The sequence below is a fragment of the Enterobacter sp. 302C9 genome (assembly GCF_034106085.1).
In the GTDB taxonomy this organism is placed as follows: domain Bacteria; phylum Pseudomonadota; class Gammaproteobacteria; order Enterobacterales; family Enterobacteriaceae; genus Enterobacter; species Enterobacter asburiae_B.
Genome location: NZ_JAWNBW010000003.1, coordinates 216,985 through 232,182, shown reverse-complemented (window position 1 = coordinate 232,182; position 15,198 = coordinate 216,985). Strand labels below are relative to the sequence as shown.

General features: G+C 57.8%; 14 protein-coding genes and 1 riboswitch. Of the genes, 7 read left to right on the top strand and 7 right to left on the bottom strand.

Translation table 11 applies throughout. The annotated features are described in order from the left end of the window. Positions 1-178: 178 nt before the first annotated feature. Together UR289_RS09110 and UR289_RS09105 are read left to right on the top strand one after the other, a co-directional pair. The gene (locus tag UR289_RS09110; protein ID WP_029740695.1) at positions 179-847 is read left to right on the top strand and encodes a DUF1190 family protein; all 669 of its coding nucleotides are present in this window, start codon (positions 179-181) and stop codon (positions 845-847) included. A 2-nt stretch (positions 848-849) separates the two neighbouring features. Then, positions 850-2,010 (top strand): glutathionylspermidine synthase family protein, encoded by a 1,161-nt coding sequence (locus UR289_RS09105; RefSeq protein WP_320709806.1) that lies wholly within the window; start codon positions 850-852, stop codon positions 2,008-2,010. A gap of 93 nt (positions 2,011-2,103) precedes the next feature. Here the strand turns inward: UR289_RS09105 and ygiD are convergent, their stop codons facing one another. Beyond that, the gene (gene ygiD, locus UR289_RS09100) at positions 2,104-2,892 is read right to left on the bottom strand and encodes a 4,5-DOPA dioxygenase extradiol (protein ID WP_320709804.1); all 789 of its coding nucleotides are present in this window, start codon (positions 2,890-2,892) and stop codon (positions 2,104-2,106) included. Positions 2,893-3,088: 196 nt separating this feature from the next. Between ygiD and zupT the strand changes: the two genes are divergently transcribed. Continuing rightward, positions 3,089-3,862 (top strand): zinc transporter ZupT, encoded by a 774-nt coding sequence (zupT, locus tag UR289_RS09095; protein ID WP_033146665.1) that lies wholly within the window; start codon positions 3,089-3,091, stop codon positions 3,860-3,862. Between the two features lie 32 nt (positions 3,863-3,894). On the opposite strand, the gene ribB is transcribed toward zupT, so the two are convergent. Then, positions 3,895-4,548, bottom strand: a complete 654-nt coding sequence (gene ribB / locus UR289_RS09090; RefSeq protein ID WP_320709803.1) for a 3,4-dihydroxy-2-butanone-4-phosphate synthase — start codon at positions 4,546-4,548, stop codon at positions 3,895-3,897. Between the two features lie 106 nt (positions 4,549-4,654). Beyond that, positions 4,655-4,805: riboswitch (FMN riboswitch) on the bottom strand. Between the two features lie 119 nt (positions 4,806-4,924). On the opposite strand from ribB, the gene ubiK reads away from it, so the two are divergent. Then, positions 4,925-5,221, top strand: coding sequence for a ubiquinone biosynthesis accessory factor UbiK (gene ubiK, locus UR289_RS09085; RefSeq protein ID WP_028014454.1), 297 nt, complete (start codon positions 4,925-4,927; stop codon positions 5,219-5,221). A gap of 118 nt (positions 5,222-5,339) precedes the next feature. Here ubiK and hldE read toward each other — a convergent pair whose 3' ends face one another. The 3 genes from hldE to UR289_RS09070 are packed head-to-tail and all read right to left on the bottom strand — an operon-like array spanning position 5,340 to position 10,989. Beyond that, positions 5,340-6,770, bottom strand: a complete 1,431-nt coding sequence (hldE, locus tag UR289_RS09080; protein WP_320709802.1) for a bifunctional D-glycero-beta-D-manno-heptose-7-phosphate kinase/D-glycero-beta-D-manno-heptose 1-phosphate adenylyltransferase HldE — start codon at positions 6,768-6,770, stop codon at positions 5,340-5,342. Positions 6,771-6,810: 40 nt separating this feature from the next. Then, positions 6,811-9,666, bottom strand: a complete 2,856-nt coding sequence (gene glnE / locus UR289_RS09075) for a bifunctional [glutamate--ammonia ligase]-adenylyl-L-tyrosine phosphorylase/[glutamate--ammonia-ligase] adenylyltransferase (protein ID WP_320709800.1) — start codon at positions 9,664-9,666, stop codon at positions 6,811-6,813. Between the two features lie 21 nt (positions 9,667-9,687). Continuing rightward, positions 9,688-10,989: an inorganic triphosphatase gene (locus tag UR289_RS09070; RefSeq protein ID WP_320709798.1), complete on the bottom strand. Its 1,302-nt coding sequence runs from the start codon at positions 10,987-10,989 to the stop codon at positions 9,688-9,690. Between the two features lie 229 nt (positions 10,990-11,218). Here UR289_RS09070 and UR289_RS09065 point away from each other — a divergent pair, with 229 nt between their 5' ends. Continuing rightward, a complete protein-coding gene (locus UR289_RS09065) occupies positions 11,219-11,839 on the top strand; it encodes a TIGR04211 family SH3 domain-containing protein (RefSeq protein WP_221702997.1) in 621 nt (206 codons plus the stop codon). Positions 11,840-11,899: 60 nt separating this feature from the next. Further along, positions 11,900-13,141, top strand: a complete 1,242-nt coding sequence (locus UR289_RS09060) for a multifunctional CCA addition/repair protein (RefSeq protein WP_023309213.1) — start codon at positions 11,900-11,902, stop codon at positions 13,139-13,141. A 10-nt stretch (positions 13,142-13,151) separates the two neighbouring features. On the opposite strand, the gene bacA is transcribed toward UR289_RS09060, so the two are convergent. Both bacA and folB read right to left on the bottom strand, forming a co-directional pair. After that, positions 13,152-13,973: an undecaprenyl-diphosphate phosphatase gene (bacA, locus tag UR289_RS09055; protein ID WP_033146670.1), complete on the bottom strand. Its 822-nt coding sequence runs from the start codon at positions 13,971-13,973 to the stop codon at positions 13,152-13,154. 106 nt (positions 13,974-14,079) lie between these two features. Next, positions 14,080-14,448 (bottom strand): bifunctional dihydroneopterin aldolase/7,8-dihydroneopterin epimerase, encoded by a 369-nt coding sequence (gene folB, locus UR289_RS09050; RefSeq protein ID WP_023333447.1) that lies wholly within the window; start codon positions 14,446-14,448, stop codon positions 14,080-14,082. 107 nt (positions 14,449-14,555) lie between these two features. On the opposite strand from folB, the gene plsY reads away from it, so the two are divergent. Next, positions 14,556-15,176 (top strand): glycerol-3-phosphate 1-O-acyltransferase PlsY, encoded by a 621-nt coding sequence (gene plsY, locus UR289_RS09045; RefSeq protein ID WP_023309216.1) that lies wholly within the window; start codon positions 14,556-14,558, stop codon positions 15,174-15,176. Positions 15,177-15,198: the final 22 nt, after the last annotated feature.

The following is a 15,198-nucleotide window of genomic DNA, read 5'->3' as shown; positions in this document are numbered from 1 at the left end:
CCACTGCGGCCTGATGCCCTCCACCCCGCCCCTCTCCCACAGGGAGAGGGGCGCATCTGAATCACATCCGAACGTAAGCCAACGTAAAGATCCCCCTGATTCCGCCCCTCTTCGCTTCATTTTCAACCACTCATCCTCTATCCTGAGCGTTATTACCACTGGGTCCTGGAAGACAAACATGAAACGGACAAAATCCATAAATCACGCTTCGTTCCGCAAGAGCTGGAACGCGCGTCACCTCACCCCTGTTGCGCTGGCGGTCACGGCTGTCTTTATGCTGGCAGGCTGTGAGAAAAATGACGAAACGGTTTCGCTGTATCAAAACGCAGACGACTGCTCCGCCGCAACCGGCAAAGCCGCCGAATGTAAAACGGCTTACACCAGCGCTCTGAAAGAAGCGGAACGTACTGCGCCGAAATATGCCTCACGCGAAGACTGCGTGGCGGAGTTTGGTGAAGGTCAGTGCCAGCAGGCACCGGCTCAGGCAGGCACCGCACCTGAAAATCAGGCGCAGGCTCAGTCCAGCGGCAGCTTCTGGATGCCGCTGATGGCAGGCTACATGATGGGTCGTCTGATGGGCGGCGGTGCGGGCTACCAGCAGCAGCCGCTGTTTAGCTCGAAAAACCCGGCCAGCCCGGCTTACGGTCAATATACCGATGCCAGCGGCAAAGGCTACGGCGCAGCGACCCCTGGCCGCACCGTGAACGTTCCGAAAACGGCGATGGCGCCGAAGCCTGCGACCACCAGCACCATCACCCGCGGCGGGTTTGGTGAATCTGTGGCGAAGCAGACCAGCATGCAGCGTAGTGCGACAGGCACCTCCTCTACTCGCTCAATGGGCGGCTGATCATGGAACGAGTCAGTATCACCGAGCGCCCGGACTGGCGCGAAAAAGCCACCGAGTACGGTTTTAACTTCCACACCATGTACGGCGAGCCGTACTGGTGTGAAGACGCCTATTACAAGCTCACGCTGGCTCAGGTGGAAAAACTGGAAGAGGTGACGGCCGAGCTGCACCAGATGTGCCTGAAGGTCGTGGAAAAGGTTATCGACAGCGACGAGCTGATGGCAAAGTTCCGCATTCCGAAGCACACCTGGGGCTTTGTGCGCCAGTCGTGGAGAACGAATCAACCTTCGCTTTACTCTCGCCTGGATCTGGCGTGGGACGGCAAAGGTGAACCGAAGCTGCTGGAAAACAACGCCGATACGCCAACCTCTCTGTATGAAGCGGCGTTCTTCCAGTGGATCTGGCTGGAAGACCAGGCCAATGCCGGAAACCTGCCGGAAGGCAGCGACCAGTTTAACAGCCTGCAGGAAAAGCTGATTGAGCGTTTTGCCGAGCTGCGCGAACAGCATGGCTTTAACCTGCTCCATCTCGCCTGCTGCCGCGACACGGAAGAAGACCGTGGCACGGTTCAGTATCTGCAGGACTGCGCCGCCGAAGCGGAAGTGGCGACCGAGTTCCTCTATATCGAGGATATCGGCCTGGGTGAAAAAGGTCAGTTTACGGATATGCAGGACCAGGTGATAAGCAACCTGTTCAAGCTCTACCCGTGGGAATACATGCTGCGCGAGATGTTCTCCACCAAGCTGGAAGATGCTGGCGTACGCTGGCTGGAGCCGGCCTGGAAGAGCATCATCTCTAACAAAGCCCTGCTGCCGATGCTCTGGGAGATGTTCCCGAACCACCCGAACCTGCTGCCAGCGTATTTTGCGGAAGATGATTACCCGCAAATGGAGAAATACGTCGTTAAGCCGATCTTCTCCCGCGAAGGCGCAAACGTCTCGATTATCGAAAACGGCAAGACGCTGGAAGCGGTTGAAGGGCCATACGGCGAAGAAGGGATGATCGTCCAGAAGTTCTATCAACTGCCGAAATTTGGCGACAGCTATACGCTGATTGGCAGCTGGCTTATCAACGATCAACCGGCCGGGATTGGTATTCGCGAAGATCGCGCGCTGATCACGCAGGATCTGTCACGCTTTTATCCGCACATTTTTGTCGAATAGGCCGCAGCCTGATGCCCTCACCCTCGCCCCTCTCCTTGTGGGAGAGGGTGCAAACACTAAAAACGGCAACCTGAGGTTGCCGTTTTGCTTTTATTACCCAATCTGCACCGACAGCATACTCAGACTCCCCATCTCAATACCGTCGACCGGGATCGTAACCGGCTCCTGACCATCCCACGCGCCAAGCACGTACAGCAGCGGCAGGAAGTGTTCCGGCGTCGGGTTAGAGAGCGAACCGCCATCATGATCCAGATAGTTCACCAGCGGATGCTCCTCGGCCGGGCCTTGCCAGGTCAGGTTCGCTTTGACGTAGTCGTTAAAAGAGGTTGCCCACGGGTACGGCGTGTTCTCACCGTGCCAGCGTGCGGTACGCAGGTTATGCACCACGTTGCCGCTCGCCACCAGCATAATGCCTTCATCACGCAGGGTTGCCAGCTTGCGCCCCACCTCCAGATGCCAGTCCGCCGGTTTAGTGCTGTCGATGCTCAACTGCACCATCGGGATATCCGCGTCAGGATACATTTTAATCAGCACGCCCCAGGAGCCATGGTCAAAGCCCCAGGCTTCTTTATCCAGCGTCACAGGGACAGGTGCCAGCAACTCTACCAGCTTTTGCGCCAGCTCAGGCGAGCCGGGGGCCGGATAATGCGTGTCGTACAGCGCCTGCGGGAAGCCGCCAAAATCATGAATGGTTTTTGGCGCTTCCATGGCGGTCACGCCGGTCCCACGGGTAAACCAGTGTGCAGACACCACCACGATCGCTTTCGGACGCGGCAACGTCTCGCCAAGATGACGCCAGGCGCGGGTATAGACGTTGTCTTCCAGAACGTTCATAGGGCTACCGTGACCTAAAAACAGGGCTGGCATACGGGAAGAAGTCATGGTGATATCCTTACAGAAGGTGTCAATTTAATGGTGCTACATTACGCGCAATCCGGCAAAGATGAACGCAGATAAGCGTGAAGATCATCATCAGGAAATTTGAATGTAAGGAATGTGTAAAGCCGGGTTTTCACCCTCGCTTTGCCAGAAATGAATCATTTATATTAATGAGAATGATTATCATAAGGAGCAATGCATGTCAGTCCCCTTGATCCTGACCATACTGGCGGGCGCCGCGACCTTTATCGGTGCGCTCCTCGGCGTGCTCGGCCAAAAGCCCTCTAACCGCGTACTGGCCTTTTCACTGGGCTTTGCTGCCGGGATCATGCTGCTCATCTCCCTGATGGAGATGCTGCCTGCCGCGTTGGGCACAGAAGGCATGTCTCCGCTGCTGGGCTACGGCATGTTTGTCTTTGGCCTGCTGGGATACTTTGCCCTCGATCGGATGCTTCCGCACGCGCATCCGCAGGATTTAATGCAGAAAAACGTGACGCCCATGCCGCGCAATATCAAGCGTACCGCCGTGCTGTTAACGCTTGGCATCAGTCTGCATAACTTCCCGGAAGGGGTCGCTACCTACGTGACGGCCAGCAGCAATCTTGAGATGGGCTTTGGCATCGCGCTGGCGGTCGCCTTACACAATATTCCTGAAGGACTGGCCGTCGCCGGACCCGTGTATGCCGCAACGGGATCGAAACGCACCGCGGTGTTCTGGGCGGGCATTTCCGGGATGGCCGAAATCCTTGGCGGCGTACTGGCCTGGCTGATCCTCGGTAGTCTGGTCTCTCCGGTAGTGATGGCGGCGATTATGGCCGCGGTAGCCGGGATCATGGTTGCGCTTTCGGTGGATGAACTGATGCCGCTGGCGAAGGAGATCGATCCTAACAACAACCCCAGCTATGGCGTGCTGTGCGGAATGTCGGTGATGGGATTAAGTCTGGTTCTGCTGCAGACCGCAGGAATCGGGTAAAAAAACGCCGGGATATCCCGGCGTTTTTATTTTCAGCTGGCTTTGCGCTCGTGCGCCTGGCGATACTCAACCAGATCTTCAATCGTGACCACCGGCATGTTGTGCAGGCGGGCAAAGGTAATGCATTCCGGCGCGCGCGCCATGGTGCCGTCATCGTTGGTCAGTTCGCACAGCACGCCAGCAGGTTTGAAGCCAGCCAGCGTCACCAGGTCGATCGTCGCTTCGGTGTGACCACCGCGGGTCAACACGCCGCCCGCCTGCGCACGCAGTGGGAAGATGTGGCCTGGACGGTGCAGATCGGATGGCTTCGCACCATCAGCAATCGCTGCACGTACGGTGGTCAGACGGTCAGCCGCAGACACACCTGTGGTCACGCCATGCGCCGCTTCAATGGTCACAGTAAAACCGGTACCAAAGGCGCTGGTGTTGTTTTCGACCATCATCGGCAGATCGAGCTGCTTACGACGATCTTCGGTAATACACAGGCATACGATGCCGCTGCCGTGACGGATGGTCAGCGCCATCTGTTCAACGGTCATGTTTTCGGCGGCGAAAATCATGTCGCCTTCGTTTTCACGGTTTTCATCGTCAAGCACCATCACACCGCGGCCTTCGCGCAGTGCATCCAGTGCATGTTCAACACGTTGAGTTGAAGTGCCAAAAGAGGAAAGTAGCGTCTGATTCATGGTAAAAAAACCTCATTAACATTATGGTTACCAGAATCAGGGCAGTCTTAGGAGCGCCGTATAAGCGGCAAAAAGATAACGTGAGCGGGCCCATGCCCGACTTGATCGTTACTCTCTCCCATCCGGACTCTAACCGTCGGCCCCGGAATTACACCGGATCTGCTGACCTTTGAGTTTTCACCCAAAGCGCTCGCGGGCTTTCAGCGTCACGCTGATTTACCGCCGGTGGGGAATTTCGCCCCGCCCTGAGAATAAGCGAGATAACTATAACGCTATTGATTATCCTGGGCAATGCATAAGCATCAAACAATTTTGTTTACCCCGGGCATGACGCGCTACAATGGACACTAACACTTTTCCATCAAGGGAAACGCCAATGATTGACCCGAAAAAAATTGAGCAGATCGCGCGTCAGGTTCATGAATCTATGCCAAAAGGCATTCGTGAATTTGGTGATGACGTAGAAAAGAAAATCCGCCAGACGCTGCAGGCGCAGTTGGTTCGCCTTGATTTAGTCAGCCGCGAAGAGTTTGACGTGCAGACCCAGGTTCTGCTGCGCACCCGCGAGAAGCTGGCGCTGCTGGAACAGCGTCTGAGCGAGCTGGAAAACCGCAATGCGCCGGAAGAAGTGAAGCCGGCACCGGCCATTCCACCGGTGGATGACCAGGAGTAAGTGCGGCCTGTTGTGCCCGGTGGCAGCTACGCCTTACCGGGCCTACATGAACGCGTAGGTCGGGTAAGGCGCAGCCGCCACCCGACATAAAAAAACGGGCCAGCTGGCCCGTTTTTTTTTACTGATTGTCTTTCTGGATCTTCTTGATGATGTTGGTGGTTGAGCACCCGTCCTCAAAGTTGAGCACCATCACCTCGCCGCCGTTGGCCCAGACCTCTTCGCTACCCGCGATTTGCTCCGGCTTGTAATCCCCACCTTTTACCAGCAGGTCCGGCAGAATACCGGCAATCAGGCGCTGCGGGGTATCTTCTTCAAACGACACCACCCAGTCCACCGCTTCCAGCGCGCCGAGCACAATCATGCGCTGCTCGAGCGGGTTCACCGGACGCGTTTCACCCTTCAGGCGTTTCGTCGATGCATCGCTGTTAACCGCCACAATCAGACGATCGCCCAGCTTGCGCGCGTTCGCCAGATACGAAACGTGGCCCGCGTGCAGAATGTCGAACACGCCGTTGGTCATCACCACTTTTTCACCACGCTTGCGCGCGGCGGCGACGGCCACCTTCAGCTCGTCTTCGGTCATGACGCCAAAACCGGTATCCGCACGACCGCGCACCGCGTTTTCCAGCTCGATTGGCGAAACGGTTGAGGTACCGAGTTTACCGACGACCACGCCCGCCGCGGCGTTAGCGAAGTAGCACGCCTCTTCCAGCGAGTTTCCTGCTGCCAGCGTCGCCGCCAGCACGCCGATCACCGTATCACCGGCACCGGTCACGTCGTACACTTCCTGCGCCTGGGTTGGCATATGCAGCGGCGCTTTGCCCGGCTGCAGCAGCGTCATCCCCTGCTCGGAGCGGGTCACTAGCAGCGCGGACAGCTCGAAGTCAGCAATGATCTTCATGCCGCGCTCAACCAGCTCTTCCTCGGTTTTGCATTTGCCCGCCACCGCTTCAAACTCGGAGAGGTTTGGCGTCAGCAGCGTCGCGCCGCGATAGCGCTCAAAATCGGTCCCTTTCGGGTCGATCAGCACCGGCACGCTGGCTTTACGCGCCAGCTGAATCATCGTCTGCACGCTCGCCAGCGCGCCTTTGGCGTAGTCGGACAGCACCAGCGCGCCAATATTGCCCAGCGCCTGGTTGATACGCTCGTGCAGCGGCTCAGGATCAACGCCTTCGAACCCTTCTTCAAAGTCGAGGCGGATCAGCTGCTGGTTGCGCGACAGCACGCGCAGTTTCGTAATCGTTGGGTGGGTCGGAACAGAAACGAAGTCGCACTTCACGTTCACGTCCGCCAGCGACTTGCTCAGCGCGCGCGCCGCATCGTCGATGCCGGTCAGGCCCACCAGACGCGACTGCGCGCCCAGAGAGGCAATGTTCATCGCCACGTTTGCCGCGCCGCCGGGACGCTCTTCAATGGTGTCGACCTTAACCACCGGTACCGGTGCTTCCGGAGAGATGCGGCTGGTAGGCCCATACCAGTAGCGATCCAGCATCACATCCCCAACAACCATTACCCCAGCACGTTCAAACTCTGGCAGTGTTACTTTCATTCCTGACTCCAGAAAGATTCACAATTTGCGCGCGATAATATCACACTTGATTTGTTACGCACGGTTCCACCAGCCACTTCTGCCAGCTGGCCGTTACCTGAGCACGTTCATGAGCAAAACAGTCCAGCGCCACGTGCCCCGGCTGCTCCTGCAGCGCCAGGTGATGAAGCTCATCGCGAAGCGTCGTGTAGGCGCGGGTTAAGGCCTGCGCCTCCTGCTCGTCCATGATGTCATTTTGCGCCAGCAGCTCCAGAATGCGCACGTTATCGGACCAGCGCGTCAGCTTCGGCTTGTCGTGGGCGTGCAGCAGCACCAGATACTGGGTAATGAACTCAATATCGGTAATCCCGCCCTCGTCGGCTTTAATATCAAAGCGATCGCGGTGTTTATTGCCGAGATGCGCGCGCATTTTCTCGCGCATTTCGCGCACTTCCGTTTGCAGCGTGCTGCCATCACGCACGGTGGTCATAACCTCCTTACGGATGACGTCAAACTGCGTTTTGAGCTGCGGATCGCCATACACCACGCGAGCGCGCACCAGCGCCTGATGCTCCCACGTCCAGGCTTCATTCTTCTGGTAATCGGCGAAGGATTCCGTTGAGGTCACCAGCATGCCCGCCGCGCCGGACGGACGCAGACGGGCATCCACTTCATACAGAATGCCCGACGAGGTGCGGGTACTGAACAGGTGCATGATGCGCTGCGCCAGGCGAAGGTAGAACTGGCGCCCGTCAATTTCACGCTCGCCGTCGGTCATTACGTCAACCGGGCAGTCGTGCAGGAAGATTAAATCCAGATCGGAGCTATAGCCCAGCTCCCAGCCGCCAAGCTTGCCGTACCCCACGACCGCAAAGCCGCGTCCTTCACGTTCGGCCAGGTGTTTCGGCTGGCCGTAGCGCGCCACCATCTGCACCCACGCCTGATGGACCACGGCGTCGATGATCGCCTCTGCAAGCCAGGTTAAGTGATCGCTCACTTTCATCACCGGCAGCGTTCCGGCGATGTCAGCCGCCGCCACGCGCAGCATCTGCGCCTGCTTAAACTGGCGCAGCGCCTCCAGCTGTTGCTCTTCGTCCTCTTCCGGCACGCGCAGCAGATACTGACGCAGCTCGTCCCGGTAGGCATCCGTCGCCGTTGGCTGATACAGCGTGTTCGGGTCGAGCAGCTCATCCAGCAGCAGCGGGTAACGCGCCAGCTTGTTGGCCACCATCGGCGACGCGGCGCAGAGCGTAATCAGGTGCTTCAGTGCCCCCGGAAACTCGCTCAGGAGTTCCAGATACGTGGTACGCGTGATGATCCCGCTCAGCAGCGGCATCATGCGCGACAGCGGCACCGGCGCGTCCGCCCGCGAGCAGACCTCGCTCAGCAGGTGCGGCATCAGGTGATCCAGCACCTGACGACCTCGCGGGCCGATGGCGCGTTTGTTCAGCTCAAGACGGAAATCAGCGATCAGCGCCACCACGCGATGGCGCGCGTCGTCGGTTAAGTGCGTCAGCACCGGCGTGGTGTCATCTTCCTGGAGCGCATCCTGCCACAGCTCGCGCCAGTGCTCGGAAAGGGCATCGTCCGGTGATTCACTTTCGTCATCACCGATCAGCTCGTTAAAGATGCGGCGCACGCCTGCCATATGGGCATCCAGCCGTTCGGTTAACGCCGCCCAGTCGTCCACACGCATGCCCCAGGCCAGGCGCGCCCGGTTAAGGTCATCGCCCGGCAGGGTCTGGGTCTGTTCGTCGTTGATGCTTTGCAGCAGGTTTTCCAGACGGCGCAGGAAAAGATAGGCCTCGCGCAGGGTTTGCGCGTCGCCGTCCGGCAGCAGGTGCAGCTGCTCGATGGCGCTCAGCGTCGGTAACAGCGAGCGGGACTGCAGGGACGGCTCACGGCCACCGCGAATAAGCTGGAAGACCTGAACGATAAATTCGATTTCGCGGATGCCGCCCGCGCCGAGCTTGATGTTGTCTTTCAGCCCGCGACGGCGCACCTCACGGGCGATCATCCCTTTCATATTACGCAGGGACTGGATCACGCTGAAGTCGATATAGCGACGGAATACGAACGGGCGCAGCATGGCGCGCAGCTCGTTGGCGTAAGCGTCGTCGCTGTCGCCCATAATCCGCGCTTTAACCATCGCATAGCGCTCCCAGTCGCGCCCCTGCTCCTGGTAGTAATCCTCCAGCGCGGCAAAGCTCAGCACCAGCGGTCCGCTGTCGCCAAACGGGCGCAGGCGCATGTCCACGCGGTAAACAAAACCGTCCTGCGTCGGCTGATCCAGTGCCTTAATCAGACGCTGACCGAGGCGGGTAAAGAACTGGGCGTTGTCCAGCTCGCGACGGCCGCCGCGCGTGGAGCCGTTCTCGGGCCAGGCAAAAATCAGGTCGATGTCGGAGGAGAAGTTCAGCTCGCAGCCGCCCAGCTTGCCCATCCCCAGAATCAACAGCGGCTGAGGAACCCCTTCCTCGCTGCACGGCGTGCCCCACTCTTTACAGCAGGCGGCGTAGAGCCAGTCGCGCGCGGCGACAATCAGCGTTTGCGCCAGCTCGCTTAACTGCTGCAGCGTACTCTCTTCGCTCACCAGCTCCAGCGCCTGAGCCCAGGCAATGCGCACCATCACCCGACGGCGGAACTGGCGCAGGACGCGCATCAGCGTGGCTTCATCCGCAACGTCTTCAAGTGCGGTTTGCAGCCAGCCGGCATACTGCCGCCACTCGTCCGCCTGCGGCGGCGCGTTCTCAAGCTCTGCCAGCCAGTCCGGGTTGGCGGTGATGCTTTCCTGCACAAAATCACTGAAGGCGAGCACGCTCTTCGCCTGCTCGCTTAACGATGACGCCGGTAATGACTCAGGCAGACGTTCGCAAACGGTCTGCCACTGCTGCTGTAACGGTGAAGTAAGCGGCATTATAGGGGTTCCTTGCCAGAGTTAACGTTTTCCGCTGTGCAGCCAGAACGGCTCCTGCGAAATGGCCTCGTTACGGAAATGCTCAATCTCAATATGCTGTCGGGTTTCAATGGCATGCTTCAGCCCCTGCCAGTTTTCCAGCCAGGCCTGGGTTTTAACGCCGTCATAAGCGCCGGAAAGCAGCAGCATGCTGTCGATGTTGCGCGACAGACGGGGAAGCTGATCGCCATACTGGTCGCCGAGCGGATACGCAAAGGTGCTCTTCAGCTCGGCGGCATGACGGGAAAGATGAATATCCGCGAAACGCTTAAAGTTTTCCGCGATTTTGGTCTCCGCTTTCGCATCCAGGAAGGCGCGCCAGCCGCGCGTCACCAGAAACTCGGTCAGCGCCAGTTTTGCCGAAGCGGCTTGCGGGCTGTAGATCGCCGTTTGCGCCGATACGTCGGAGAGCATCAGCGTTTCGGTTTGCGTCAGCAGATCACGTAAGTGAGTGCTCGCTTTGCGAGGAACAATACCGCCGAACAGCGTCAGGGTATGGCGCACCAGGGCAATCGCCGCCAGCACGTGGGATTTCGCGTTTTTCACATTTCGCACCCACAGCTCTTCATGGTACTGCCACTGAGAAAGCGCCAGCTCCAGCGCGGCTTCCAGGCCCTGTTCAACGCTGGCTTTCGGCGCAACGTGCAGGATGGTCGTCTCTTTCAGCACGCGCGGCGCATTTCCGGCGGCCAGATGGTAACCCCGAGCGGCTTTACTCAGGCTTCCCTGACGCAGTCCGGACTGGTTCACCAGCCTGCGCGCCAGCTTCAGCACGTCATTCGCGTCCCCTTCCAGCAGCTCAAGCTCGAGTTCACAAATCGGCTCCTGGGACTCACCCGCCTTCACGTCGCCAAGATCGAGGGCGATTTCGATGCGGCTTTTGCCTTCCGTCACCAGCCATTTTTCGCGCCAGAAATCAGTGCTGAACAGCGGCTGCACCTGTTCCGCCAGCGTGGAAGGCAGCTCGCCATCCGGCCAGACTTCCGTCGGGAAACGTTCCAGTTCAAGTTCCGGCTTGCTGATGTCGATATTGTATTCCGGGCGCTGATGTAAACCGCCGACCACGCGGCCGGCAATTTTCATCGTCATCTCGTAGCGCCCGCTCGCGCCGCGGATGCGCAGCCCCATATCGTGGCGACGCAGCCAGTTGTCTGGCGTTTCGTAATAGATATTAAGCAGTTGTACCGGTGCATGGTGTTCGCCGGAAAGCGTATGCAGATGCTGGCGGAGTGCGTCAACGCTGTCTTTTTCGACGATAAACTTTAATTCGATTTCTTGTGCCATAGCCTTGTACTTTTGCGTGCGTCACAGACGCGTCAATGAGGGCGAACTTCCTCGCCATTTGTTTGTCAGTACATAGTATTTTGCGCCAAATTGCCATGCAATGAGCAATTTGTCGGGTGTAAATCTGTAGAGTCGTGACACAGATGATTCTGATTGCTGACGAATGCTTTGCGTAGAGACACTGTTGCCACTACTATCGTTCCACTATTTATGAAAATAACGACTAATGATGCTTAAATTACGCCTGATTGGACTTACTTTACTCGCTTTTAGCGCCGCAAACGCAGTGCACGCTGAAGAGAAGCGTTACGTTTCTGACGAACTGAACACCTGGGTACGCAGTGGCCCTGGAGATAATTATCGCCTCGTGGGCACGGTGAATGCCGGCGAGGAAGTCACCCTGTTACAGACCAACGCGGACACCAATTACGGTCAGGTTCGCGACAGTACCGGCCGTACGTCCTGGATCCCGCTGAAAGAGCTGAGCACCGTGCCAAGCCTGCGCACGCGCGTTCCCGATCTGGAAAACCAGGTGAAGACCCTGACCGATAAGCTGAACAACATCGACGGCACCTGGAACCAGCGCACCGCTGAAATGCAGCAGAAAGTGGCGCAAAGCGACGGGGTGATTAACGGTCTGAAAGAAGAGAACCAGAAACTGAAAAACGAGCTGATTGTCGCGCAGAAGAAAGTGAATGCCGCTAATCTGCAGCTCGACGACAAACAGCGCACCATCATCATGCAGTGGTTTATGTATGGCGGCGGCGTGCTGGGCGTGGGTCTGGTGTTGGGTCTGGTGCTGCCGCATCTGATCCCAAGCCGCAAGCGTAAAGACCGCTGGATGAACTAATTCGTCTTCTCTGCCAGACTTACGTATCATTCTGGAAAAGAGAAAACGGGAGAGTTGGGCGTGAAGAGTTATCTGGTCGGTGGTGCGGTACGTGATGCGTTGTTAGGTCTGCCGGTCAAAGATAAAGACTGGGTGGTGGTTGGCGCTACCCCTGAAGAGATGCTCGACGCGGGCTACCAGCAGGTAGGCCGCGATTTTCCCGTGTTCCTGCACCCGAAAAGCCGTGAAGAGTATGCCCTGGCGCGTACCGAGCGGAAATCTGGCTCGGGCTATACGGGCTTCACCTGCTATGCCGCGCCGGACGTCACGCTGGAGCAAGATCTCCTGCGCCGCGATCTCACCATCAACGCGCTGGCGCAGGACGAGGACGGGCAGATCGTTGACGCCTATGGCGGTCAGGACGATCTGCGCAACCGCCTTTTACGTCACGTCTCCCCGGCGTTTTCTGAAGATCCGCTCCGCGTGCTCCGCGTGGCGCGCTTTGCCGCGCGTTACGCCCATCTCAGCTTCCGTATTGCCGATGAGACAATGGCGCTGATGACCGCCATGACCGAGGCGGGCGAGCTTGAACACCTGACGCCAGAGCGCGTCTGGAAAGAGACGGAAAATGCCCTCACCACGCGCAACCCGCAGGTCTTTTTCCAGGTCCTGCGCGACTGCGGCGCGCTGAAGGTGCTGTTCCCGGAAATAGACGCGCTGTTTGGCGTACCTGCCCCGGCAAAATGGCACCCGGAAATTGATACCGGCGTGCACACGCTGATGACCCTGAGCATGGCCGCCATGCTCAGCCCTGACGTGGACGTGCGCTTTTCCACCCTGTGCCACGATCTCGGCAAAGGCTTAACGCCAAAAGAATTCTGGCCTCGCCACCACGGGCACGGCCCGGCGGGGGTGAAGCTGGTCGAGGGGCTGTGCCAGCGTCTGCGCGTGCCGAACGAGATCCGCGATCTGGCGAAACTGGTGGCCGAGTTCCACGATCTGATCCACACCTTCCCTATCCTGAAACCGGCCACCATCGTTAAGCTTTTCGATAACATCGACGCCTGGCGCAAACCCCAGCGCGTCGAGCAAATCGCGCTCACCAGCGAAGCTGACGTGCGCGGTCGTACCGGGTTTGAAGCGTGCGATTACCCGCAGGGACGTTTACTACGCAAAGCCTGGGATGTAGCGAAAGCGGTGCCCACGAAGGACGTTGTCGAAGCGGGATTCAAAGGGCCGGAAATTCGCGAAGAACTCACGAAACGGCGAATTCAGGCGGTGTCGGACTGGAAGGAAAAGCATTGCCCTCAGCCGAAAGACTGAGGGCCATCGGTCAGAAGAAGACTACGTACACCGCAGCCGCCACGATAAAGCGATAGATCGCGAACGGAATAAACGAGATACGCTTAATCAGCTGCAGGAAGGTTTTAATCGCAATCAGCGCCACGATAAACGCGGTGATGAAGCCGACGGCGAACATCGGAATGTCGCCAGCCGTCAGGAAGTGATAGCTCTTATAGACGTCGAGTACGGTGGCGCCCATCATCATCGGCACCGCCAGCAGGAACGAGAACTCTGACGCGGCGTAACGGCTTACGCCCATCAGCATCCCGCCGGAGATGGTTGCGCCTGAACGCGAGAAGCCCGGCCACAGCGCCAGACACTGGAAGCAACCAATGATAAACGCCTGACGATACGTCATATCGTCCAGACCTTCCGCCCGCGGCGTTTTTGGCTTCAGCACTTCCGCGGCGATCAGCAGGAAGCCCCCCACCACCAGCGCGTACATTACGTTAATCGGGTTAAACAGCGATTTGATGGCGTCGTGGAACACCAGGCCCAGCACCACCGCAGGGATCATCCCAAGCAGAATATGGATCAGTGACAGACGACCTTTACTGGCCCCCTCGTGCTGAGGCGGACGGCCAAAATGGATGCCGATCAGGCCAAACAGGCGACGCCAGAACATTACGACCACCGCCAGAATAGACCCCAGCTGGATCACCACTTCAAACGTTTTTGCGGTATCGCCTTCAAAGCCCAGCAGATGGCCAACGATAATCATATGGCCCGTACTGGAGACCGGCAAAAACTCCGTCAATCCTTCGACCACACCCAGTATTGCCGCCACCAGCAGCGAGTGCATATCGCTCATCTATAAACCCCTAAAAAAGATATAAAAAAACGGTCGCCCCAACGGCTACCGTGAAAGATACAGCTTTAAGACCGGTATAACCTAAAATGGTTTAGCAATTATGACGTTAATTCTTGCCTTTCAGATTTGTGCCACGCTCAATAATGACGCCAACGTTGGCGGCGCGCGCCACCGCTCCCGGCTTGCTCAGCTTGATGCGCACCCACGGTGAATTGAATTTTTTCAACAGCAATTCTGCGACTTCTTCCGCCACCCGTTCGACCAGCGCAAAACGTTGCCCTTCAACGTGGGCGATGACCGTTTCACTGATGTCGGCATAGCTCAGACAGTCGTTCACGTCATCGCTTTTTGCCGATTTGCGGTTATCCCATCCCATTTCGATATCGAACACCAGCTTCTGCTCGATGGTCTGTTCCCAGTCGTAAACACCAATTGTGGTGATTACCGAAAGTTGCTCTATAAATACAATATCCATCACGACCTGCCTGCTTTTTGGCTAAACCGGATACCACTTCCGGCGAATTATGCGTATTATCCACAGATGCTGAGAATACAGATACATTTTCAAAACGGAACAGCGTTATGAGTGCAATCGCGCCTGGAATGATCCTCCTCGCCTATCTTTGCGGCTCAATCTCCAGCGCCATTCTGGTCTGCCGCATTGCCGGGTTACCTGACCCGCGTGAAAATGGTTCCGGGAATCCGGGGGCGACCAACGTACTACGAATTGGCGGCAAGGGAGCGGCCGTAGCGGTTTTGATTTTTGATGTTCTGAAAGGGATGCTGCCCGTCTGGGGCGCCTATGCGCTGGGCGTTACGCCGTTCTGGCTGGGGCTCATTGCTATTGCCGCCTGCGTCGGCCACATCTGGCCCGTATTCTTCGGTTTTAAAGGCGGCAAAGGCGTTGCGACGGCCTTTGGCGCCATTGCGCCTATCGGCTGGGATCTCACCGGCGTAATGGCCGGGACCTGGCTGCTCACCATTCTTCTGAGCGGCTATTCGTCGCTGGGCGCCATCGTCAGCGCGCTGATCGCTCCGTTCTACGTCTGGTGGTTCAAACCCCAGTTCACCTTCCCGGTGTCGATGCTCTCCTGTCTTATCCTGCTGCGTCATCACGACAATATCCAGCGCCTGTGGCGTCGTCAGGAGACCAAAATCTGGACGAAGCTCAAGAGAAAGAAAAAAGACGCTCCGAAGGGTTAGTTATGCCTTATAGCCAAATGTG